The sequence below is a fragment of the Streptomyces sp. NPDC022552 genome, assembly GCF_055561875.1.
This window is the reverse complement of the sequence record NZ_JBVHGJ010000003.1, coordinates 162,401-183,506: the sequence shown is the minus strand read 5'-3', so window position 1 is coordinate 183,506 and position 21,106 is coordinate 162,401. Positions and strand designations below refer to the sequence as shown.

Annotated in this window: 15 protein-coding genes; 9 read left to right on the top strand and 6 right to left on the bottom strand. The window is 69.0% G+C overall.

Features of this window, described 5'->3' with window-relative positions; all coding sequences use genetic code 11:
- Positions 1-35 precede the first annotated feature (35 nt).
- Both ACZ3OF_RS10595 and ACZ3OF_RS10590 read right to left on the bottom strand, forming a co-directional pair.
- Positions 36-743, bottom strand: a complete 708-nt coding sequence (locus tag ACZ3OF_RS10595) for a PspA/IM30 family protein (RefSeq protein ID WP_467304030.1) — start codon at positions 741-743, stop codon at positions 36-38.
- 98 nt (positions 744-841) lie between these two features.
- Positions 842-3,001: a TPM domain-containing protein gene (locus ACZ3OF_RS10590; protein WP_467304027.1), complete on the bottom strand. Its 2,160-nt coding sequence runs from the start codon at positions 2,999-3,001 to the stop codon at positions 842-844.
- 143 nt (positions 3,002-3,144) lie between these two features.
- Between ACZ3OF_RS10590 and ACZ3OF_RS10585 the strand changes: the two genes are divergently transcribed.
- Positions 3,145-4,173 carry a glycoside hydrolase family 18 protein gene (locus ACZ3OF_RS10585; RefSeq protein ID WP_361668389.1) on the top strand — a complete coding sequence of 343 codons (1,029 nt, stop codon included), beginning with the start codon at positions 3,145-3,147 and terminating at the stop codon, positions 4,171-4,173.
- Positions 4,174-4,231: 58 nt separating this feature from the next.
- Here the strand turns inward: ACZ3OF_RS10585 and ACZ3OF_RS10580 are convergent, their stop codons facing one another.
- The 4 genes from ACZ3OF_RS10580 to ACZ3OF_RS10565 form a co-directional block, all read right to left on the bottom strand.
- Positions 4,232-5,002, bottom strand: a complete 771-nt coding sequence (locus ACZ3OF_RS10580) for a succinate dehydrogenase/fumarate reductase iron-sulfur subunit (RefSeq protein WP_361668391.1) — start codon at positions 5,000-5,002, stop codon at positions 4,232-4,234.
- On the bottom strand, positions 4,999-6,882 hold the full coding sequence (locus ACZ3OF_RS10575) for a fumarate reductase/succinate dehydrogenase flavoprotein subunit (RefSeq protein WP_361668394.1): 1,884 nt from the start codon (positions 6,880-6,882) through the stop codon (positions 4,999-5,001). Before ACZ3OF_RS10575 ends, ACZ3OF_RS10580 begins: the two co-directional genes overlap by 4 nt.
- Before the next feature lies 1 nt (position 6,883).
- Positions 6,884-7,720 carry a hypothetical protein gene (locus ACZ3OF_RS10570; protein WP_361668397.1) on the bottom strand — a complete coding sequence of 279 codons (837 nt, stop codon included), beginning with the start codon at positions 7,718-7,720 and terminating at the stop codon, positions 6,884-6,886.
- Between the two features lie 81 nt (positions 7,721-7,801).
- Positions 7,802-8,032, bottom strand: coding sequence for a hypothetical protein (locus ACZ3OF_RS10565; RefSeq protein WP_361668398.1), 231 nt, complete (start codon positions 8,030-8,032; stop codon positions 7,802-7,804).
- 260 nt (positions 8,033-8,292) lie between these two features.
- On the opposite strand from ACZ3OF_RS10565, the gene ACZ3OF_RS10560 reads away from it, so the two are divergent.
- From ACZ3OF_RS10560 to ACZ3OF_RS10525, 8 genes are all read left to right on the top strand, one after another.
- Complete coding sequence (locus ACZ3OF_RS10560; RefSeq protein ID WP_361668401.1) at positions 8,293-10,725, top strand: ABC transporter family substrate-binding protein; 2,433 nt, start codon at positions 8,293-8,295, stop codon at positions 10,723-10,725.
- A gap of 345 nt (positions 10,726-11,070) precedes the next feature.
- The gene (gene typA / locus ACZ3OF_RS10555; RefSeq protein ID WP_361668404.1) at positions 11,071-12,972 is read left to right on the top strand and encodes a translational GTPase TypA; all 1,902 of its coding nucleotides are present in this window, start codon (positions 11,071-11,073) and stop codon (positions 12,970-12,972) included.
- A 483-nt stretch (positions 12,973-13,455) separates the two neighbouring features.
- A complete protein-coding gene (locus ACZ3OF_RS10550; protein ID WP_361668406.1) occupies positions 13,456-15,099 on the top strand; it encodes a peptide ABC transporter substrate-binding protein in 1,644 nt (547 codons plus the stop codon).
- An 89-nt stretch (positions 15,100-15,188) separates the two neighbouring features.
- Positions 15,189-16,115: an ABC transporter permease gene (locus tag ACZ3OF_RS10545; protein WP_361436229.1), complete on the top strand. Its 927-nt coding sequence runs from the start codon at positions 15,189-15,191 to the stop codon at positions 16,113-16,115.
- The gene (locus tag ACZ3OF_RS10540) at positions 16,108-17,061 is read left to right on the top strand and encodes an ABC transporter permease (protein WP_361668408.1); all 954 of its coding nucleotides are present in this window, start codon (positions 16,108-16,110) and stop codon (positions 17,059-17,061) included. The genes ACZ3OF_RS10545 and ACZ3OF_RS10540 overlap by 8 nt, the downstream gene beginning before the upstream one ends.
- Before the next feature lie 17 nt (positions 17,062-17,078).
- Positions 17,079-18,137, top strand: coding sequence for an ABC transporter ATP-binding protein (locus ACZ3OF_RS10535; RefSeq protein ID WP_467304021.1), 1,059 nt, complete (start codon positions 17,079-17,081; stop codon positions 18,135-18,137).
- Positions 18,130-19,278, top strand: coding sequence for an ABC transporter ATP-binding protein (locus ACZ3OF_RS10530; RefSeq protein WP_467304019.1), 1,149 nt, complete (start codon positions 18,130-18,132; stop codon positions 19,276-19,278). The genes ACZ3OF_RS10535 and ACZ3OF_RS10530 overlap by 8 nt, the downstream gene beginning before the upstream one ends.
- Before the next feature lie 145 nt (positions 19,279-19,423).
- Positions 19,424-21,049: a peptide ABC transporter substrate-binding protein gene (locus ACZ3OF_RS10525; RefSeq protein ID WP_361668415.1), complete on the top strand. Its 1,626-nt coding sequence runs from the start codon at positions 19,424-19,426 to the stop codon at positions 21,047-21,049.
- Positions 21,050-21,106: the final 57 nt, after the last annotated feature.

Here is a 21,106-nt window from a genome sequence, read left to right as displayed (position 1 = left end):
TAGCCGTGAGCGCACGCGTGGCCGCGGGGTGAGCGCTACCCCTTGAGCGCGGCCAGCCGCGCCTCGATCTCCGCGCTGTCGCCGAGCGCGTCCAACTGCTCGAACTGGGCGTCCAGCGAGGAGGCGGCCAGCTCCTGCTTGCCCATCGCCCTCGCCTCCTCGCGCCGGACCTTGTCCTCGAACCGGCTCAGCTCGCTCGTGGGGTCCAGCACGTCGATGTCCTTCACGGCGTCCATCATCCGGTTCTGCGCCTGCGCGGACGTGGCCCGGGCCACCAGCTCGTCGCGCTTCGCCTGGAGCTCGCCCAGCTTGGCCTTCATCTGGCCCAAGCCGCTCTTGAGCTTCTCCACCACCTCGGTCTGCGCCGCGATCGTCGGCTCGGCCGTCCTCGCCTCCTTCTCCGACTGGAGCTGGCGCCCCAGCGCGACCTTCGCCAGATTGTCGAACCGGTCCGCATCCGCCGTCTGCCCGGCGGCCCGCAGCTCGTCGCCCTTCCTGCTCGCGGCCAGCGCCTTCTCGCCCCACTCCTTCGCCGCGCCCACGTCCTCCTGGTGGTCCTGCTCCATCAGCCGCAGATTGCCGATCGTCGCCGCGACCGCCTCCTCCGCCTCCGTGATGTTGTTGCTGTAGTCGCGGATCAGCTGGTCCAGCATCTTCTGCGGGTCCTCGGCCTGGTCCAGCAGCGCGTTGATGTTGGCCTTCGCCAGCTGGGTGACGCGGCCGAGGACGGTCTGCTTCGTCATGGTCCTTCTCCTTGAACGCGATGAACGCGATGAACGTGATGCGAGCGATGCGAGCGATGAGAGCGATGAACGCGACGGGCGCGATGAGCCGTGAAGCGTCAGAAGCGGCCGCCGCCGCCCAGCCGGCCGCGCGTGCCCCCGCCGCCGAAACGTCCGGGTCCGCCACCGAACCCGCCCCCACCGAGACCCCCACCGAAGCCGCCACCGAAACCCCCGCCATGACCCCCGCCTCCCGTTCCTCCGCCGAACAGTCCGCCGAGGATGATGCCGCCGAGCACCGCTCCGCCGAGCCCGCCGCCGCCACCTCCCACCCCTGTTACACCGCCCAGGCCGTTCGGGTTCCCATACGTGCGGACGTCCTGCTCGGCGAGGTCCTGCGCGCGACGGGCCAGCGCGTCCGCCTGCTGCGCCTCGGCGAGGCCCGTCTGCGGGTCGTCGGCCTCCGCGAGGGCAGTGGCCTTCTCCAGCCGGCGCTGGGCCTCGGCCAGGCGCGTACGGGCCTCGCTGCCCACGGCCCCGCGATGCGTCGTGATGTAGTCGGCGGCCGCCCCGATCGCGGAACGGGCCGTCAGCAACGTCTGGTCGAGGAGCGCACGGGCGCGCCGCCTGCCCGACTCGCGCTCCCGGGCGCCCGCCAGCGCCTCGTCGAGCGCCGTGTCGGCCTCCTCGATCCGGCGCAGCGCGTCCAACGGGTCGTAGCGGCCCGCGTCCACCGTCCGCCGCACATCGGCGACGACCGCCTCCGCACGGGCGATCCGGCCCTGGAGGTCGGCGGTGGAGACCCCTTCGGCCGTGCCCTGGAGCAGTCCGCGGGCGTCGGCGAGGTCGGCCTCGGTCTCCGTGAAGGCGGTCGTCAGCCTGCCCACGGCCTCCGCCAGCTCCTTCGCGCGCCGGTCGACGGCCTCGCTCAGCCGGGCCGCCTGGTCGACGGCGCCCTCGGCCGCCCGGATGTGGACGGCCGCGACGCCGTTGTCACCCGCCTCGACGGCCTGCCGCGCCTGCTCCACATGCGTCGTCGCGAACACCAGCCGGTCCTTGGCCTGTTCGACGTCGCTCGCCACGGGGGAGGCCGCCGACTCGGCGTACCGCTCCCGCATCGCGGTCAGGGCAGCCTCCGCCGTGCCGACGCGCCCGGACTGCTCACGGAACGCGGCCTCGGCGGCGGCCAGGGCCTCCGGGGCGTTGCGCTCCAGGGCCCGTAGCCGGTCGAAGTCCTCGGACTCCGCGTCGAGGCGCGCGTTGACCCCGTCGCAGCGCCGGACGATCTCGTCGAGCATCGAGCGACGGGTCGCGTCGTCCTCGGGGAAGGCGTCGTCGAGCTTCTGCCGCAGCCGGAACGCGGCCGTCAGCTCCTCCTTCGCGAACGCCATCGCCTCCGTGAAGGGCTGGACCGCCTCCTCGCCGAACTGGGCGGTCGCGAATCCGAGTTCCTCCTCGCTGGTCCGGACGGCGTCGTCCGTGGCGACCAGGGCCTGCCGGGCCTGCCGGTCCAACACGGTGAGTGTCGGCTGCGCGGGTTCCTTCGGAGCGCCCCAGCCCTGCCCGCCCGACGGTGTCGCACCGCCCCCTGCCGCCGCACCGGCCCCCGCACCGCCCCCCGCACCGCCCCCCGCGCCCGGACGTCGGCGGCGCTTCGTCCAGGCGTACACAGCCACCGCCCCGGCCCCGCCGACGAGGACGACCGGCAGGACGAGGTCCGTCCCGGAGGTGCCGTCGTCCGCCGTGCCGCCGGGATCGGCGACGCCCGGGGTGATCGTCGGTGTGGGCACGGGCCGCCCGGCGAGGACCGCGTCGTAGCCGTTCGCCGCACCGATCGCGGCGCCCGCCCAGTCGTTCTGCCGGAGCGGCGGCTCGATCGCGGTCCGGGCGACGTCGTCGAGCTGCGCCTGGGTGAAGCGGGAGTTCGGGTCGGCCGAATAGCCGTACTGCCGGTCGTGCGTGGCCACCGCGAGCAGTACGTCGTCGATGCCCAGGCCGTTGCGTACCGCGGTGGCGTCGGCCCAGCTCTGGGACGAGCGCCCGGAGAAGTCCCGTACGTACACGACGAAGAGCTGGACGCGCCGGTCGTCGTAGAGCTGGTCCAGGGCCTGGACGACCGCGCTGCGACGGTCGCCGAGCGCCCCCACCGTGTCGGTGATCTGCCCCTCGCGAGACAGCACGACGGGATCGTCGGCGCGGGCGCCGTGAACGGCGGGCACGGTCAGCCACCACGCCGCCACCAGCACCGCGAGGAGGGCTCGGGTGGCTGTTCGCGTCACATGGGGAGGTTATGTCCCGATCTATGCGCCCGCGACCGGGCTCTTCGCTCGCGACCGGGCGAAACCGTTCCTCGGCCCCGAGCGTCACTGTCGGTAGCCGCCTCTAGGGTGGTGATCACACGTCGACGATCTTGGGGGCTCGGGTGAACGGACGCGTACGCGGCTGGTGGCGGCGGGGGCGATGGATCGTCCTCGGCCTCGTCCTCCTTCTGGTCCTGCCCCTGGCCGGCAGCGCGATCGCGCTGCGTGTGAACTACGCGGGCGATCTCCAGGAAGGGACGAAGACCCGCGGCAAGGACGCGATCTGGCTGGGCCACGCCTGGGTGGACGGCCGGAAGAAGGACGCCGACCTCGCCGAGTTCGCGGCCCGTATCAAGGGGACGGGGATACGCGACCTCTACGTCCACGCCGGGCCGCTGGAGCACGACGGCACTCTGCCCGCCGCGCGGTACCCCCGGGCCGCGTGGCTGATCGAGAGCGTCCACCGGACGATGCCCGGCATACGGGTGCACGCCTGGCTGGGCGACATCCTGGCCAACGAGGGGCCGGAGGGGCCCGACGGGCTGCGCCTGGAGGACGCGGCCTCGCGGACCGCCGTGGTGGGTTCGGCCCGGCAGATCCTCGACGCCGGTTTCGACGGGGTCCACTTCGACCTGGAGCCCCTGCTCTCGGGCGACGCGAACTATCTGTCCCTCCTCGACGACCTCGGCGAGCTGACCGAGGCCCGCAAGGTCCCGCTCTCCGTGGCCGCCCACCAGATCGACCCGCTGCCCGCCCTGCACTCGGTGAACGGCGCGGTCAGCGGCAGCGAGAAGTGGTGGTCGCAGGAGTTCTTCGGGCAGGTCGCCCGCAGGGTCGACCAGATCGCCGTCATGTCGTACGACACCTGGATGCCGCTGGAGAGCCTGTACGGCGGGTACGTCGCCCAGCAGACCAGCCTCGCCCTGGAGGTCACGCCCGAGGACACCGACCTGCTGATGGGCCTGCCGTTCTTCCACGAGGACGACCTCGGCCATCACGACTCGGCGGAGACCGTCGCGGCCGCGGTCCGCGGCACCCGGCTGGGCCTGGGGCGCACGGACCGTGACCGCGAACGGTTCGGTGTCGCGCTCTACGTCGACTTCGCCGCGAAGGAAGGGGACTGGACGGCCTACCGCGAGGGCTGGCACTGACGCCTGCCCCGGCCCGAGGGCCGGCACTGACGCCTGCCCCGGCCTGTCAGCGGCAGCCCTACCCCTCCCGCCGCCGGATCTTGTTGCCCAGCCACACCAGCGGGTCGTACTTGCGGTCCACGGCCCGCTCCTTCAGCGGGATCAGGGCGTTGTCCGTGATCTTGATGTCCTCCGGGCACACCTCGGTACAGCACTTGGTGATGTTGCAGTATCCGAGCCCGTGCTCGTCCTGCGCCGTCCGCCTCCGGTCGAGGCCGGTCTCCGCCGCCGCGTCCAGCGGGTGCATGTCCAGCTCCGCCACCCGCATGAGGAAGCGCGGCCCGGCGAACGCGGCCTTGTTCTCCTCGTGGTCCCGGACCACATGGCAGGTGTCCTGGCAGAGGAAGCACTCGATGCACTTACGGAACTCCTGCGAGCGCTCCACATCCATCTGCCGCATCCGGTACTCGCCCGGAGCGACCCCCTCCGGCGGCACGAAGGCCGGGATCTCGCGAGCCTTCGCGTAGTTGAAGGACACGTCCGTCACCAGGTCGCGTACGACGGGGAAGGCCCGCAGGGGCGTGATCGTGAGGGTCTCGGCGCGGTCGAAGGTCGACATCCGGGTCATGCACAGCAGCCGCGGCCGGCCGTTGATCTCGGCCGAGCACGAACCGCACTTGCCCGCCTTGCAGTTCCAGCGCACGGCCAGATCCGGGGCCTGTGTGGCCTGCAACCGGTGGATGATGTCGAGGACCACCTCGCCGTCGTTCACCTCGACCGTGAAGTCCCTCAGGTCTCCGCCGTCGGTGTCGCCCCGCCACACCCGGAAGTGCGCGTCATAGGTACTCACTCGTACAGCTCCTCCTCGGCCAGGTATTTGACCAGCTCCTCCTTCTCGAACAGCGCGAGGAGGTCCGGACGAATGGGTTCCGTACGGGTGCGTTCGAGGGCGACTCCGTCCTCCGCCGGGTGGCACAGCAGGTTCACCGGACGCCACCCCCGGTCCATCGACGGATAGTCCTCCCGGGTGTGCCCGCCGCGGCTCTCGGTCCGCTCCAGCGCGGCCCGGGCGACGCACTCGCTCACGAGCAGCATGTTCCGCAGGTCGAGCGCCAGGTGCCAGCCGGGGTTGAACTGCCGGTGCCCCTCGACCCCGGCCCGCCGCGCCCGTGTGCGCAGCTCGGCGATCCGCTCCAGGGCCTCGGCCATCTCGCCCTCCCGCCGGATGATGCCGACGAGGTCGTTCATGGTCTGCTGGAGCTCCTGGTGGAGGGTGTACGGATTCTCCGCCGAGGGCTCCTCCGCCGCCCCGAACGGCGCGAGGGCCTCCGCGGCCGCGGCCTCGATCCCCGCCTCGGTCACCGAGGAAGCGCCGGCGGACGCCGCGTACTCGGCCGCGTGCCACCCCGCCCGCCGCCCGAAGACCAGCAGGTCCGAGAGCGAGTTGCCGCCGAGGCGGTTGGATCCGTGCATCCCGCCCGCGACCTCGCCCGCCGCGAAGAGCCCTGGCACACCCACCGTCGCCGCCGTGTCGGAGTCGACCGCGACCCCGCCCATCACGTAGTGGCAGGTCGGTCCGACCTCCATCGCCTCGGCCGTGATGTCGACGTCCGCCAGCTCCTTGAACTGGTGGTACATCGAGGGCAGCCGCCGCTTGATCACCTCGGCCGGCATCCGGGTCGACACGTCGAGGAAGACTCCGCCGTGCGGCGAGCCGCGCCCCGCCTTCACCTCCGAGTTGATGGCCCGCGCCACCTCGTCGCGCGGCAGCAGTTCGGGCGGGCGCCGGTTGTTGTCCGGGTCCTCGTACCAGCGGTCGCCCTCGTCCTCCGTCTGCGCGTACTTCTCCTTGAAGACGTCGGGGACGTAGTCGAACATGAACCGCTTGCCCTCGGAGTTGCGCAGCACACCGCCGTCGCCGCGCACCGACTCGGTGACCAGGATCCCCTTCACCGACGGCGGCCAGACCATCCCGGTCGGATGGAACTGCACGAACTCCATGTTCACCAGCGGCGCGCCCGCGAGCAGCGCCAGCGCGTGTCCGTCGCCCGTGTACTCCCACGAGTTGGACGTCACCTTGAAGGACTTGCCGATCCCGCCGGTCGCCAGGACGACGGCCGGCGCTTCCAGGACGAAGAAGCGGCCGGTCTCCCGCTCGTAGCAGAAGACCCCCGCCACCCGCCCCGATTCGTCCCGCAGCACGCGCGTGACCGTGCACTCCTGGAAGACCTTCAGCCGGGATTCGTACTCCCCGGTCTCCCGGAAGTCCTCCTGCTGGAGGGCGACGGTCTTCTGCTGGAGCGTACGGATCAGCTCGAGGCCCGTCCGGTCGCCGACGTGAGCGAGGCGGGGGTACTCGTGCCCGCCGAAGTTGCGCTGGGAGATCCGGCCGTCCGGGGTACGGTCGAAGAGGGCGCCCCAGGTCTCCAGTTCCCACACCCGCTCGGGCGCCTCGCGGGCGTGCAGCTCGGCCATCCGCCACTGGTTGAGGAACTTCCCGCCGCGCATGGTGTCGCGGAAGTGGACCTGCCAGGTGTCGTGCGGGTTGGCGTTGGCCATGGAGGCGGCGATACCGCCCTCGGCCATCACCGTATGGGCCTTGCCGAACAGGGACTTGCAGATGACTGCCGTCCGCGCGCCCCGCTCGCGGGCCTCGATCGCGGCGCGCAGTCCGGCGCCGCCCGCGCCGACCACGACCACGTCCCACTGCTGCCGCTCGACTTGAGCCATGTCAGAAGATCCTCGGGTCGTCGAAGGTGCCGGTGGCGAGCAGGTACACGTACAGGTCGCAGACCGCGACGGAGATCAGCGAGGCCCACGCGAGCAGCATGTGGCGGGCGTTGAGCTTCCCGACCAGGTTCCACATGCGGTAGCGCACGGGATGCCGGGAGAAGTGCCGCAGCCGACCGCCGACGATGTGCCGGCAGGAGTGGCAGGAGAGGGTGTACGCCCAGATCAGCACGATGTTGACCAGGAAGATCACGGTCCCCAGGCCGGCGTGGCCCCAGGCGTACGAGGAGTCCCGGAAGGTCAGCACGGTGTCGTACGTGAGGATCGCGGCGACCGGCAGCGCCGTGTAGAAGAAGTACCGGTGGATGTTCTGCAGGATCAGCGGGAAGCGGGTCTCGCCGGTGTACGTCCGGTGCGGTTCGGCGACCGCGCAGGCGGGGGGTGAGGCCCAGAAGCCCCGGTAGTACGCCTTGCGGTAGTAGTAGCAGGTCAGCCGGAAGCCGAGGGGGAAGATCAGGATCAGCAGGGCGGGGGAGAGGCCCCACCAGCTGCCGAAGATCTCCCAGTTGGGCCCGCCCTTCATGGGCACGCAGTTCTCGGCCAGACAGGGCGAGTAGAACGGTGAGACGTACGGGGCCGCGTAGTAGTCGCTGTTGGCGAAGGCTCGCCAGGTGGAGTACGCGACGAAGGCGAGCAGTCCGGCGGCGGTGGCGGCCGGTGCCAGCCACCAGCGGTCGGTGCGCAGGTGGCGCGGGGCGATGGCCGCACGGGAAGGGGAGTGCACGCCGGTGGCGCGCACCCCCCTTCCGGTGGACGGCGGTTCGGTTCCAGTGGCCAAGGTCGGTCTCCTCGGGCGCGTTCCGACTGTCGGTGTCCTGGGGGTCCTCCAGCGGCTGCCGCTCCCGGAGGCTCGCCGCCCCTAGGGTGCGTGCCGGTCGCTTGCTCCCAGACCCTCGTCGTCGGTGTCCGACCCCCACAGCGCGCTGTCGTACGGCGTGTCGGGGATCGTCACGAGGTTCTCGGGCCGGCCGGGCGCCGATGGCGCGGGGGCGCCCCGCTCCGCCGCGATGCTGCGTTCCAGCTGTCCGACCGTGCGGACCAGGTCTTCGAGGCAGCGCTTGACGGCCGCCAAATCATCCTGAACGGACATGGGTTGCCCTCACTTCCGCGATGGCGGGTGGCGAACACGCGCCTGAGAGTGTCGCGCGTCACATCCCGCTTGTGAAGCCATGTGTACGGGATTCCGCTCGTTCGGTGAGCCGCGCCGCCCGGCGGTTGGGCCGCACGGGTGGGGTTTGTCCGCCCCGCCGCCGTGTCGACATGGCCGGATCCGTTCCGTCGTTTTCAGTGTATGAGCAATAGGTGTGATCATCTCCAAATGCCATAAAACTGGACGAAGGGGTACAAGTCATGTCCCAGGTCGGCGCCCCTCGCGGGAGGACATGTTCCAGGAGCCCCCGCTCCCGCACGCTCCGCTCCGTCGCCACCCTCACCAGCGCGGTCCTCGCCATCTCCGTCCTCGCCGGATGCAGCTCCGGGGACGAGGCCGACGACACCCCGGCCGCAGCACCGGACCACGCTCCGGCCGCCCGCGACAAGGTCGCCGACGGTGGCACGCTGAACTGGGCCGTGGACGCGATGCCGACCACGCTCAACGCCTTCCAGGCCGACGCCGACGGCACCACCGCGCGCGTCACCGGAGCCGTCCTCCCCGCCCTCTACACCCTCGACGAGCGCGGCCGGCCCCGGCGCAACGCCGACTACCTGGAGTCCGCGCAGGTGGTCGAGACGGAGCCGAAGCAGGTCGTCCTCTACAAGCTCAACCAGCAGGCGGTGTGGAGCGACGGCCGGGAGATCGGCGCCCCCGACTTCGTCGCGCAGTGGCGGGCCCTGAACGGACGGGACACCGCGTTCTGGACCGCCCGCAACTCCGGCTACGAGCGGATCGAGAAGATCGAGCGCGGCAAGGACGACCTGGAGGTGCGGGTCACCTTCGCCCGGCCGTACGCCGACTGGCAGTCCCTCTTCACCCCCCTCTACCCGAAGGAGGTGATGGGGACCCCGGGCGCCTTCAACGACAGCGCGCGCACGACCCTGAAGGCGACCGCAGGACCGTTCCTGCTCAAGGCGACCGACCGCAAGGCCGCCACCGTCACGCTCGTCCGCAACCCCCGCTGGTGGGGGCAGTCCGCCAAGCTCGACAAGCTCGTCCTGCGCGCCGTGCCACGCGCCGAGCGCATCGCCGCGCTGGCCGCCGGCACGCTCGATCTGGCCGAGATCGATCGGTCGGCCGCCGACCGCATCGCCCTCGCCGTACGGGACGCCCGCGCCGGTCAGAGTGCCGGGCAGCCGCTCGCGCACGGCCCCGGCGCCGCGATCACCCCGTCGGCGGCCATGAAGTCCTGGGCGCTGGCGAACGGCTCCGACGAGCGGAAGGCGGAGGCCGTCCAGGCCGCGCGCGAGAAGAACCAGCAGGCCATCGACGGGTACGCGGCCGAGCAGCGGGCGCTCGGGAAGTTCGTGGTCCGCAAGTCGCTGGAGCCCGCGTACACCCAGCTCTCCCTGAACGGCGAGAGCGGTCCGCTCGCCGACGAGCGGGTGCGCCGGGCGGTGGCCCGCGCGCTCGACCGCCAGGAACTGGCCGAAGCCGTGCTCAAGCCGCTCGGGCTGCCCGCCCGGCCGCCCGGCAGCCACCTGGCGCTCGCGGGGCAGGCGGCCTACGCGGACAGCAGCGACGCGCTCGGCGACCAGGACACCACGGAGGCGCGGGCGCTGCTCGCGGACGCCGGCTGGGTCCCGGGCGGCGCGAACAAGAAGCCCGCCGGGACGAAGGCCGGCAGCGAGGCCGAGAAGAAGGCCGAGGCGGAGAAGGCCGAGGCCGAGAAGAAGGCGGAAGCGGAGAAGGCCGAAAAGGCGGCCCGCAAGGACGAGGCGGACAAGGCGAAGAAGCCCGACGCCGCCTCCGACGAGGGCCTCTACATCGTCGGCGACGGCAAGCCGGGCGACACCGCCGCCCGCGTCGGGGCGGGCGAGCCCGTGATCGGCGCCGCGGGCCCCGAGAACGGCACCACCGTCCTCGCCCCTGCCCAGGCGCTGCTGCACCAGGCCGCCCTGCTCGACACCGGCTCCGGGGCCCGCGCCGACGGCACCGCCGACTCCGGCGGCACCGAGGCCAAGGCGCAGAACCCGGCCCGGCCCGACCAGGGCGCCCCCGGGGCCTACGCCCCGCGCGGCACCGCGGCCCCCGCCGTCCCCGCGGCCGCCTCCCAGGCCCTCGGCAAGGACGGAGAGCCGCTGAACCTGCGCTTCGTCCTGCCCTCGGGCCCGGGCTCGGAGTCACTCCGGGTCGTCGGCGAAAAGATCGTCCGGATGCTCGACGAGGTCGGCATCCGTACCGAGGTCACCAAGGTCGCCGACGAGAGCTTCTTCAAGGACCACATCGCCTCGGGCGACTACGACCTGGCGCTCTACTCCTGGCCCGCCTCCGCCTTCCCGGCGACCGACGCGCGGCCGATCTTCGCCAAGCCGGAGCCGGCCTCGGACGGCTCCCTCCTGGTGGAGCAGAACTACTCACGCGTCGGCACCGACCGCATCGACCAGCTCTTCGACCAGGCGGTGGCCACCCTCGACGAGAAGGAGGCCCGGGACCTGGTCCGCCAGGCGGACGCCCGGATCTGGGCCGCTGCCGGATCGATTCCTCTCTATCAGCGTCCCCAGCTGGTGGCGGCCAAGCCCGAGCTCGTGAACGCGGGCGCCTGGGGCTTCGCGGCCCCGCGCTACCAGGACATCGGGTTCAAGAAGCCCGGATCCGCCAAGGGCGCGGAGCGCAACACCACGAAGTAGGAGCGCAACACGACGAAGTGGGAGCGCACCACCAAGAAGTAGGAGAAACCGCAGGTCACAACCTCAGATGCAGCTCAATTTCCTTGCCCGCCGGCGTCCCCGGCGGGCAGGATCACGTCCGGCCCCTTGACCCGGCCGGTTCCGCACGCTCAGTGCCTCTCCTCACCCCCAGTGCACCGCACCACCGAGGCAGCCCAAAGCCTCCAGTAGACCCTCTCGAATCCGGGCGGGGAAGCCCCTTGCGCGGCGGCCCCGTACCATAGGACATAGCCGTGGCGCGTCCGCCCGGCGGGCGTAAGAGGAACTGACGCCGCATCCCACGATCCGAGAGAAGCGCAAGCACCCATGCCCACGCGCCACGACATCCGTAACGTCGCCATCGTCGCCCACGTCGACCATGGCAAGACGACCATCGTCGACGCCATGCTCAAGCAGGCCGGTGCCTTCGCCGCCCACCAGCAGCTCGACGACCGCATGATGGACTCGAACGACCTGGAGCGTGAGAAGGGCATCACGATCCTCGCCAAGAACACGGCGGTGAAGTATCACCCCAAGGACGGCGGGGCCCCGATCACGATCAACATCATCGACACCCCCGGCCACGCCGACTTCGGTGGCGAGGTCGAGCGCGGTCTCTCGATGGTGGACGCGGTCGTCCTCCTCGTGGACGCATCCGAGGGTCCGCTCCCGCAGACCCGATTCGTGCTGCGCAAGGCCCTCCAGCAGCGCAAGCCCGTCATCCTCTGCATCAACAAGACGGACCGCCCGGACTCCCGGATCGACGAGGTCGTCAACGAGACCTACGACCTCTTCCTCGACCTGGACGCGGACGAGGACCAGATCGAGTTCCCGATCGTCTACGCCTGCGGCCGTGACGGCATCGCCTCGCTGACCAAGCCGGAGAACGGCACCGTCCCCGCGGACAGCGAGAACCTCGAGCCGTTCTTCTCCGCCATCCTGGAGCACGTCCCGGCCCCGGTGTACGACGAGGAGGCCCCGCTCCAGGCCCACGTCACCAACCTGGACGCCGACAACTTCCTCGGCCGTATCGCGCTCCTCCGCGTCGAGCAGGGCGAGCTGCGCAAGGGCCAGACGGTCGCGTGGATCAAGCGGGACGGCACGATCTCCAACGTCCGCATCACCGAGCTGATGATGACCGAGGCGCTCACCCGCAAGCCGGCCGAGGTCGCCGGCCCCGGTGACATCTGCGCCGTCGCCGGTATCCCGGACATCATGATCGGCGAGACCCTGGCCGACCCGGAGAACCCGATCGCGCTGCCGCTGATCACGGTCGACCAGCCGGCCATCTCCATGACGATCGGCACCAACACCTCGCCGCTCGTCGGCCGCGGTGGCACGGGCAAGGGCGCGGAGGCCAAGTCCGCGGTCAAGAACCGCAAGGTCACCGCCCGCCAGGTCAAGGACCGTCTGGACCGCGAGCTGATCGGTAACGTCTCGCTCCGCGTCCTCGACACCGAGCGTCCCGACGCCTGGGAGGTCCAGGGCCGTGGTGAGCTCGCGCTCGCCATCCTGGTCGAGCAGATGCGCCGCGAGGGCTTCGAGCTGACCATCGGCAAGCCGCAGGTCGTCACCAAGGAGGTCGACGGCAAGATCCACGAGCCCGTCGAGCGCCTCACGGTCGACGTGCCCGAGGAGCACATGGGCGCGGTCACGCAGCTCATGGGTGTCCGCAAGGGCCGCATGGACAACATGTCCAACCACGGCTCCGGCTGGGTTCGCATGGAGTTCGTCGTTCCGTCCCGTGGCCTCATCGGCTTCCGTACGGAGTTCCTGACCAACACCCGCGGTACGGGTATCGCGCACTCGATCCACGAGGGCCACGAGCCGTGGTTCGGCACGCTGACGACCCGTAACAACGGTTCGCTGGTCGCCGACCGCGCGGGTGCGGTCACCGCCTTCGCGATGACCAACCTCCAGGAGCGCGGTGTCCTGTTCACCGACCCCGGCACCGAGGTGTACGAGGGCATGATCGTCGGCGAGAACTCGCGCTCCGACGACATGGACGTGAACATCACCAAGGAGAAGAAGCTCACCAACATGCGCTCCGCCTCCGCCGACTCCTTCGAGGCGATCGTCCCGCCGCGCAAGCTCTCCCTGGAGCAGTCCCTGGAGTTCTGCCGCGACGACGAGTGCGTCGAGGTCACCCCGGAGGCCGTGCGTATCCGCAAGGTCGTCCTGGACCAGAACCAGCGCGGTCGCACCGCGTCGCGCGCCAAGAACGGCTGACCGAGCGCCAGGCCGGCACCTGGCGTCCACCGACGTCCGGCACGGGCGTCACGCACGCCACAGGTGCCACCTGAGCACCGGCGACGGCCCCCGCGGGATCCCCGCGGGGGCCGTTCGCTGTTCCGGGACCTCGGTCGGGATCTCGTCAAACTGATTTCTCGTCACGCTGTCCGGTTTCCGGACGTCGCTCTCCGGAACGTGTGTTAACGGTCCGTTTCGGGGGTGTCTGTCTGTGATCAGTTTGTCCGGATTTCGGTCTCAAGGCCCTTACTGATGTTGCCAAAACGAGACCACTTAAGTGTGGTTTACAGCCCGGACGTACTTAATAGTTGGCTCCATTGAGCTCGGGTCAATGGGTCACGCACTGTGGGGAGTGTCGACTCACGAGCACACTAGGGGCACTTGAGTCCAATGCCGTCAGGGGTGTCGGCGAACTCGAAGTGCCCCCCTTGTAGTGACAAGTGGACTCATGAGGAGGAACCCATGCGCGGTGCCAAGAGCGCCAAGTGGGTAGCGGGCGCGATCGTCGTGGCCCTGGCAGCAACCGCCTGTGGCGGCAGCAACGACAAGGGCGGGGAGGGTGAAGGCAAGGCGAAGGCCGGCGGCGCTGTGAGCGTCGGCATCTCCGAGCCGAAGCGCCTCGTCCCGCAGACGACGACCGAGTCCGAGGGCTCGCAGGTGCTGGACGCGCTGTTCCGTCCGCTCGTCAGCTACGACGACAAGAACCAGCCGGTCGAGGACGCTGCCGAGTCGGTCACGACGACGGACAACCAGCTCTGGACCATCAAGATCAAGCCGGGGCAGAAGTTCCACGACGGCACCCCGGTGACCGCCAAGAGCTACGTCCAGGGTTGGAACTGGGGTGCCTACGGCCCGAACGCGGCCGACGGCAACTACTTCTTCGCCACCATTGACGGCTACGACGCCCTCAACCCGGCGGACCCGGACGGCGAGGAGGGCCCGAAGAAGGCCCCCGAGCCGAGCGCCAAGGAGCTGTCGGGCCTCAAGGTCGTCGACGACACCACCTTCACGGTCAAGCTGGCGAAGCCCTTCGCCGACTACAAGACCGTCCTCGGCTACACGGTCTTCTACCCGCTGCCGGACGCCGCGATCGCCAACATCAAGGCGTACGAAGAGGCTCCGATCGGCCAGGGTGCCTTCAAGATCGAGGGCAAGTGGGACCACAACAAGGCGATCAAGGTCGTCAAGAACCCTGACTACACGGGCACCAACAAGCCCAACGTGGACTCGGTGACGTACAAGATCTACCAGAAGCAGGAGACGATGTATAAGGACGTCGTCGCCGGCGCCCTTGACGTCATCCCGCAGGTTCCGACCTCCGAGCTGGCCAACGCTCCGAAGCAGTTCGGTGACCGCTTCAAGTCGTCCCCGGCCTCGACCTTCCAGTTCGTGTCGTTCCCGACGTACGACAAGAAGTACTCGAAGCCGGAGGTCCGCAAGGCGATCTCGATGGCCATCGACCGCGAGGAGATCACCAAGGTGATCTTCAACGACTCGCAGTCCCCGGCCCGCTCCTTCGTCTCCCCGGTCGTCGGCGGCTACCGCGACAACACCTGCGGTGAGTCCTGCAAGTTCGACCCGGCCGCTGCCAAGGCTCTCCTCGCGAAGGCCGGCGGCATCGAGGGCAACAAGATCAACATCGGCTACAACGGCGATGGCGGTCACAAGGAGTGGGTGGACGCCACCTGCAACCAGGTCAAGAAGAACCTCGGTGTCGACTGCGTCGGCCAGGCCGTCCCGCAGTTCGCCGAGCTGCTGACCCAGGTCGAGCAGAAGAAGTTCTCCGGCATGTTCCGCATGGGCTGGATCATGGACTACCCGTCCATGGAGAACTACCTCGGCCCGCTGTTCACCACCGGTGGTTCCTCGAACTACTACGGCTACAGCAACAAGCAGTTCGACAAGCTGGTCGAGGAAGGCCGCGCCGCCAAGACCCCTGCCGAGGCCATCAAGCTCTGGCAGCAGGCCGAGGACGTGCTCGTCCAGGACATGCCGGTGATCCCGCTGCGCTTCGGCAAGAACGTGTTCGCGCACAGCAAGAAGGTCGCGAACGTCGAGATGGACCTCTTCAACCGGGTCGACGTCACGAAGATCTCCAAGGCCTAACAGCCTCAGGCATCTGACCCAAACGAATAGTCGAGAACGGCGGCGGGGGCCGGAACACCGGCCCCCGCCGCTTCTCGCGAGGAGGACCCATGGGCCGGTTCGTCATCCGACGAATCCTTCAGATGGTGCCCGTCTTCATCGGCACCACGTTGATCGTCTATTTTCTCGTCACGCAGATGGGTGGCGACCCCATCCAGAATCTGTACGGCGAGAAGCCAGTACCTGACAACATCAGAGCGACGCTGACCGAGCAGTACCACCTGAACGAGCCATTCCTCATCCGGTACTGGTACTACTTCAGCGGCCTGCTCCAGGGCGACTTCGGTGAGTCCATCGCGCAGGGCCGGCCCATCGTCGAGCTCCTCGCCGAGGCCTGGCCCGAGACGCTGAAGGTCGCCGGTGTGGCCTTCGTCTTCGAGCTCGTCATCGGCGTCGTCGCCGGTGTGCTCGCGGGCATGCGCCGCGGCAGCTTCATCGACAACCTGGTGCTCGTCTCCACCCTGACCGTCATCGCCATCCCGATCTTCGTGCTCGGCAACGTCGGCCAGACCTTCCTCGGACAGGAATGGGGACTGTTCCCCGTCGCCGGCACCGACGACGGATTCATCAGCTACCTGCTGCCGGGTATGGTGCTCGGTTCCGTCTCGCTCGCGTACATCGCGCGACTCGCACGGGCCTCGGTCGCGGAGAACCTCCGCGCCGACTACATCAGGACCGCGAAGGCCAAGGGCCTTCCGAAGAGCCGAGTGATCGGCATCCACGTGCTGCGCAACTCGCTGATCCCCGTGGTCACCTACCTGGGCGCCGACCTCGGCTCCCTCATGGGCGGCGCCATCGTCACCGAGGGCATCTTCAACATCCCCGGTGTGGGTTTCCAGCTGTTCAGCTCGCTCAACGTGGAGGACGGACCGGCGGTCGTCGGATTCGTCAGCCTGCTGGTGCTCGTCTATCTGATCACCGCGCTGATCGTCGACCTGCTGTACGCCGTGCTTGACCCGAGGATTCGCTATGAGTAACGCCTTCAAGGCGCCCGAAGAGGCCTACACCGAGAGCATCGCCGGGACAGTCGCGCCGGGCCCGACCGCAGCCAGGCAGGACAAGCCGCGCAGTCTCGCCCAGGACGCGTTCCGGGACCTGATCCGCCGGCCGATGTTCCTCGTGTCGGCGGTCCTCATCGTCGCCATCCTGACCATCGCCGCCTTCCCGGGTCTCTTCACCAGCGTCGAGCCGCTCGACTGCGACCTGAAGAACTCGATGGCCGGCCCCAGCGGCGACGCCTGGTTCGGCTACAACTTCCAGGGCTGCGACGTCTATTCGCAGACCATCTACGGCACCCGTAACTCGGTGATCGTGGGTGTGCTGACGACGATCTTCTCGCTGCTCCTCGGCGGACTCGTCGGTGTCCTCGGCGGCTTCTTCGGCAAGTGGACGGACGCCCTCCTCTCGTTCGTCACCAACGTCTTCTTCGGACTGCCGCTGCTGCTCGCCGCGATCGTCATCCTGAACAACTTCCGTGACGAGAAGGGCATGCGCAACGCCGGTGTGATGGCCGTGGTCATCACGCTCTCCGTCGTCGGCTGGATGTCCATGGCCCGCGTCATGCGCGGTGCCGTCATGCAGGTGAAGCAGGCGGACTACGTCGCCGCGGCCCGTTCGCTGGGTGCCTCCACCTGGCGGCTGATGTTCCGTCACGTCATGCCGAACTCCGTCACCCCGGTGATCGTGGTCGCCACGATCTCCCTCGGTGTCGTCATCGGCGCGGAAGCGACGCTGAGCTTCCTCGGTATCGGCATCAGGCCCCCGGCCATCTCCTGGGGCGTGATGATCTCCGAGGCGCAGCAGCGCATCTCCCAGGGGCTGCACCCGCTGCTGTTCCCGTCCGGAATGCTCACCATCACGGTGCTCGCCTTCATCATGCTCGGCGACGCGGTCCGTGACGCCTTCGACCCGAAGCTGCGCTGAGAGTAAGGACGAACGCAGTGACCACCATCGACAAAACCGCGAGCGTCCCCGCGCCGCGCGACGGCGCGACCCACGACGGTCCGCTGCTCGACGTACGCGACCTCCATGTGGAGTTCCGCACCCGTGAGGGTGTCGCCAAGGCCGTGAACGGTGTCTCGTACTCCGTGAACGCCGGCGAGACCCTCGCCGTCCTCGGCGAGTCCGGTTCCGGCAAGTCCGTGACCGCGCAGGCCATCATGGGCATCCTCGACACTCCGCCGGGGTTCGTGACCAAGGGAGAGATCCTCTTCCGCGGCCAGGACATGCTCAAGATGTCCGAGGACGAGCACCGCAAGCTGCGCGGCAGCAAGATCGCGATGATCTTCCAGGACGCGCTGTCCTCGCTCAACCCCGTGCTCAGCGTCGGCTACCAGCTCGGCGAGATGTTCCGGGTGCACCAGGGCCTCTCCAAGAAGGAGGCCAAGGCCAAGGCGATCGAGCTGATGGACCGGGTGAAGATCCCGGCCGCCGCGGCGCGGGTCAACGACTACCCGCACCAGTTCTCCGGCGGTATGCGTCAGCGCATCATGATCGCCATGGCGCTCGCTCTCGAGCCCGACCTGATCATCGCGGACGAGCCCACCACGGCGCTCGACGTGACCGTGCAGGCCCAGGTGATGGACCTTCTCGCGGAGCTCCAGCGCGAGCTCAACATGGGTCTGATCCTGATCACCCACGACCTCGGCGTCGTCGCCGACGTCGCGGACAAGATCGCCGTGATGTACGCGGGCCGGATCGTCGAGCAGTCGCCGGTGCACGAGATCTACAAGCGCCCGGCCCACCCGTACACCAAGGGTCTGCTCGACTCGATCCCGCGCCTGGACCAGAAGGGCCAGGAGCTCTACGCGATCAAGGGTCTGCCGCCCAACCTGCTCAAGATCCCGTCGGGCTGCGCCTTCAACCCGCGCTGCCCCAAGGCGGACGACGTCTGCCGCACGGAGGTCCCGGCGCTCACGCCGGTCACCGAGCAGGACGGCACGGATCTGCCGGGCCGCGGCAGCGCCTGCCACTTCTGGAAGGAGACGATCCATGGCTGAGCTCAGCAAGAAGGACGAGGCCGCGGACGCGACTCCGAACGTCACCGAGGTCCACGAGGTCGACGCCGCGAGCGAGGCGGAGGCCGTAGCCGCCATCGAGGCGCCGGTCGAGCGCGGTGAGCCGATCCTGCAGGTGCGCAACCTGGTCAAGCACTTCCCGCTGACCCAGGGCATCCTGTTCAAGCGCCAGGTCGGCGCGGTCAAGGCCGTGGACGGGGTCTCCTTCGACCTCTACCAGGGCGAGACCCTCGGCATCGTCGGCGAGTCCGGCTGTGGCAAGTCCACGGTCGCCAAGCTGCTGATGAACCTGGAGAAGGCGACCGCGGGCGAGGTCTTCTACAAGGGCCAGGACATCACCCGGCTGTCCGGCCGCGCCCTGAAGGCCGTCCGCCGGAACATCCAGATGGTGTTCCAGGACCCGTACACCTCGCTGAACCCGCGCATGACGGTCGGCGACATCATCGGTGAGCCCTTCGACATCCACCCCGAGGTGGCCCCGAAGGGTGACCGGCGCCGCAAGGTGCAGGAGCTGCTCGATGTGGTCGGTCTGAACCCCGAGTACATCAACCGCTACCCGCACCAGTTCTCCGGCGGTCAGCGCCAGCGCATCGGCATCGCCCGAGGCCTCGCGCTCAACCCGGAGATCATCATCTGCGACGAGCCGGTCTCGGCCCTGGACGTCTCAGTCCAGGCGCAGGTCATCAACCTGATGGAGAAGCTGCAGGACGAGTTCAACCTCTCCTACGTCTTCATCGCGCACGACCTGTCGATCGTCCGGCACATCTCCGACCGGGTCGGCGTCATGTACCTCGGCAAGATGGCCGAGATCGGTACGGACACGCAGATCTACGACCACCCGACGCACCCCTACACCCAGGCGCTGCTGTCGGCGGTCCCGGTCCCGGACCCGGAGGCCCGCGAGGGCCGCGAGCGGATCATCCTCACGGGTGACGTCCCCTCGCCGGCCAACCCGCCATCGGGCTGCCGCTTCCGCACCCGGTGCTGGAAGGCGGAGGAGAAGTGCTCCACGGAGGTCCCGCTGCTGGCGATCCCCGAGCGCTTCCAGGGCCAGGACACCCCGGCCGCGCACGAGTCGGCGTGTCACTTCGCCGAGGAGAAGGACGTCGTCCACGCCGGATGACCGAGTTCTACGCGTGAGGCGCCCGGCCGATTCGGCCGGGCGCCTCACGCGTTTCTTCTTACGGGTGTCGTAAAGGTGCATACCGCCCGCACTCGGGTGATATTGGGGCTCTCGGTAGAGACCAGAGATCCTCGGGAGGCACCTGATGCGTGGAGCCACGCACGCCAAGTGGGCCGCACTGGCCGTTGCCGTCGCCCTCACGGTGACGGCATGCGGCGGCGGAGGCGACGGCGGAGGCGGTGGCGCCGACGGCATCGTGAGCTCCTCGTGGGGTGATCCGCAGAACCCGCTGGAACCCGGGAACACCAACGAGGTCCAGGGCGGCAAGGTCCTGTCCATGATCTTCCGGGGACTCAAGCAGTACGACCCGAAGACCGGCGAGGCGAAGAACATGCTCGCCGAGAGCATTGAGACGACCGACTCCACCAACTTCACCATCACGCTCAAGGACGGCTGGACCTTCTCCAACGGCGAGCAGGTCACCGCGCAGTCCTTCGTAGATGCCTGGAACTACGGCGCGTCGCTGAAGAACAATCAGAAGAACGCCTTCTTCTTCGGTCAGATCGAGGGCTACGACCAGGTCCACCCCGAGTCGGGCGAGCCGACCGCGGAGACCATGTCCGGTCTCAAGGTCGTCAACCCCAAGACGTTCACGGTCAAGCTCACCCAGAAGTTCTCCACCTGGCCGGACACCCTCGGCTACGTCGCCTTCGCCCCGCTGCCCCAGTCCTTCTTCGACGACCACGCGGCCTGGCTCGACAAGCCCGTCGGGAACGGCCCGTACACCGTCGCCTCGTACTCCAAGGGCTCGCAGATGGAACTGCAGCGCTGGGACGGCTACCCCGGCGACGACAAGGCGCAGAACGGCGGCGTGACCCTCAAGGTCTACACCGACAACAACACCGCCTACACCGATCTGACGGCCGGCAACCTCGACCTCGTGGACGACGTGCCCGCCTCCCAGCTCAAGAACGTCGAGGCGGACCTCGGCGACCGGTACATCAACGTCCCGGCCGGCATCATCCAGACCCTCGGCTTCCCGTTCTACGACCCGGCGTGGAACAAGCCGGGGCAGGAGAAGCTCCGGCAGGGCCTCTCCATGGCGATCAACCGCCAGCAGATCACCGACCAGATCTTCCAGAAGACCCGCACCCCGGCTGTCGACTGGACCTCCCCCGTCCTCGGCGAGGAGGGCGGCTTCAAGGACATCTGCGGCGACTTCTGCCAGTACAACGCCGAAGAGGCGAAGAAGCTGGTCGCCGAGGGCGGTGGCATCCCCGGCGGCACGATGACGATCACGTACAACGCCGACACCGGCTCCCACAAGGAGTGGGTGGACGCCGTCTGCAACTCCATCAACAACGCCCTCGGCAACAACCGGGCCTGCGTCGGCAACCCCATCGGCACCTTCGCCGACTTCCGCAGCCAGGTCAGCACGCAGAAGATGAAGGGCCCGTTCCGGGCCGGCTGGCAGATGGACTACCCGCTCATCCAGAACTTCCTGCAGCCGCTCTACTACACCAACGCCTCGTCGAACGACGGAAAGTACACCGACCCGGAGTTCGACAAGCTCGTCGACCAGGCCAACGCCGAGTCCGACATCGCCAAGGCCGTCGAGACCTTCCAGAGCGCCGAGGAGGTCCTCCGCGACGACATGGGCGCGATCCCGCTCTGGTACCAGAACGGCAGCGCGGGCTACTCCGAGCGCATCTCCAACGTGACCCTGAACCCCTTCAGCGTCCCCGTCTACGACCAGATCAAGGTCAACTGACGCAGCTCGTCGGCGTACGGCCCGGCCTGGCGATCACGCGCGAGCCGGGCCGTACGA

What these genes read in the sequence shown, in the direction of transcription:
- ACZ3OF_RS10595 (WP_467304030.1), bottom strand. Translation starts at nt 743, where the DNA reads ATGACGAAGCAGACCGTCCTCGGCCGCGTCACCCAGCTGGCGAAGGCC.
- ACZ3OF_RS10575 (WP_361668394.1), bottom strand. Translation starts at nt 6,882, where the DNA reads ATGGCTCAAGTCGAGCGGCAGCAGTGGGACGTGGTCGTGGTCGGCGCG.
- ACZ3OF_RS10565 (WP_361668398.1), bottom strand. Translation starts at nt 8,032, where the DNA reads ATGTCCGTTCAGGATGATTTGGCGGCCGTCAAGCGCTGCCTCGAAGAC.
- ACZ3OF_RS10560 (WP_361668401.1), top strand. Translation starts at nt 8,293, where the DNA reads ATGTCCCAGGTCGGCGCCCCTCGCGGGAGGACATGTTCCAGGAGCCCC.
- typA (WP_361668404.1), top strand. Translation starts at nt 11,071, where the DNA reads ATGCCCACGCGCCACGACATCCGTAACGTCGCCATCGTCGCCCACGTC.
- ACZ3OF_RS10550 (WP_361668406.1), top strand. Translation starts at nt 13,456, where the DNA reads ATGCGCGGTGCCAAGAGCGCCAAGTGGGTAGCGGGCGCGATCGTCGTG.
- ACZ3OF_RS10545 (WP_361436229.1), top strand. Translation starts at nt 15,189, where the DNA reads ATGGGCCGGTTCGTCATCCGACGAATCCTTCAGATGGTGCCCGTCTTC.
- ACZ3OF_RS10540 (WP_361668408.1), top strand. Translation starts at nt 16,108, where the DNA reads ATGAGTAACGCCTTCAAGGCGCCCGAAGAGGCCTACACCGAGAGCATC.
- ACZ3OF_RS10530 (WP_467304019.1), top strand. Translation starts at nt 18,130, where the DNA reads ATGGCTGAGCTCAGCAAGAAGGACGAGGCCGCGGACGCGACTCCGAAC.
- ACZ3OF_RS10525 (WP_361668415.1), top strand. Translation starts at nt 19,424, where the DNA reads ATGCGTGGAGCCACGCACGCCAAGTGGGCCGCACTGGCCGTTGCCGTC.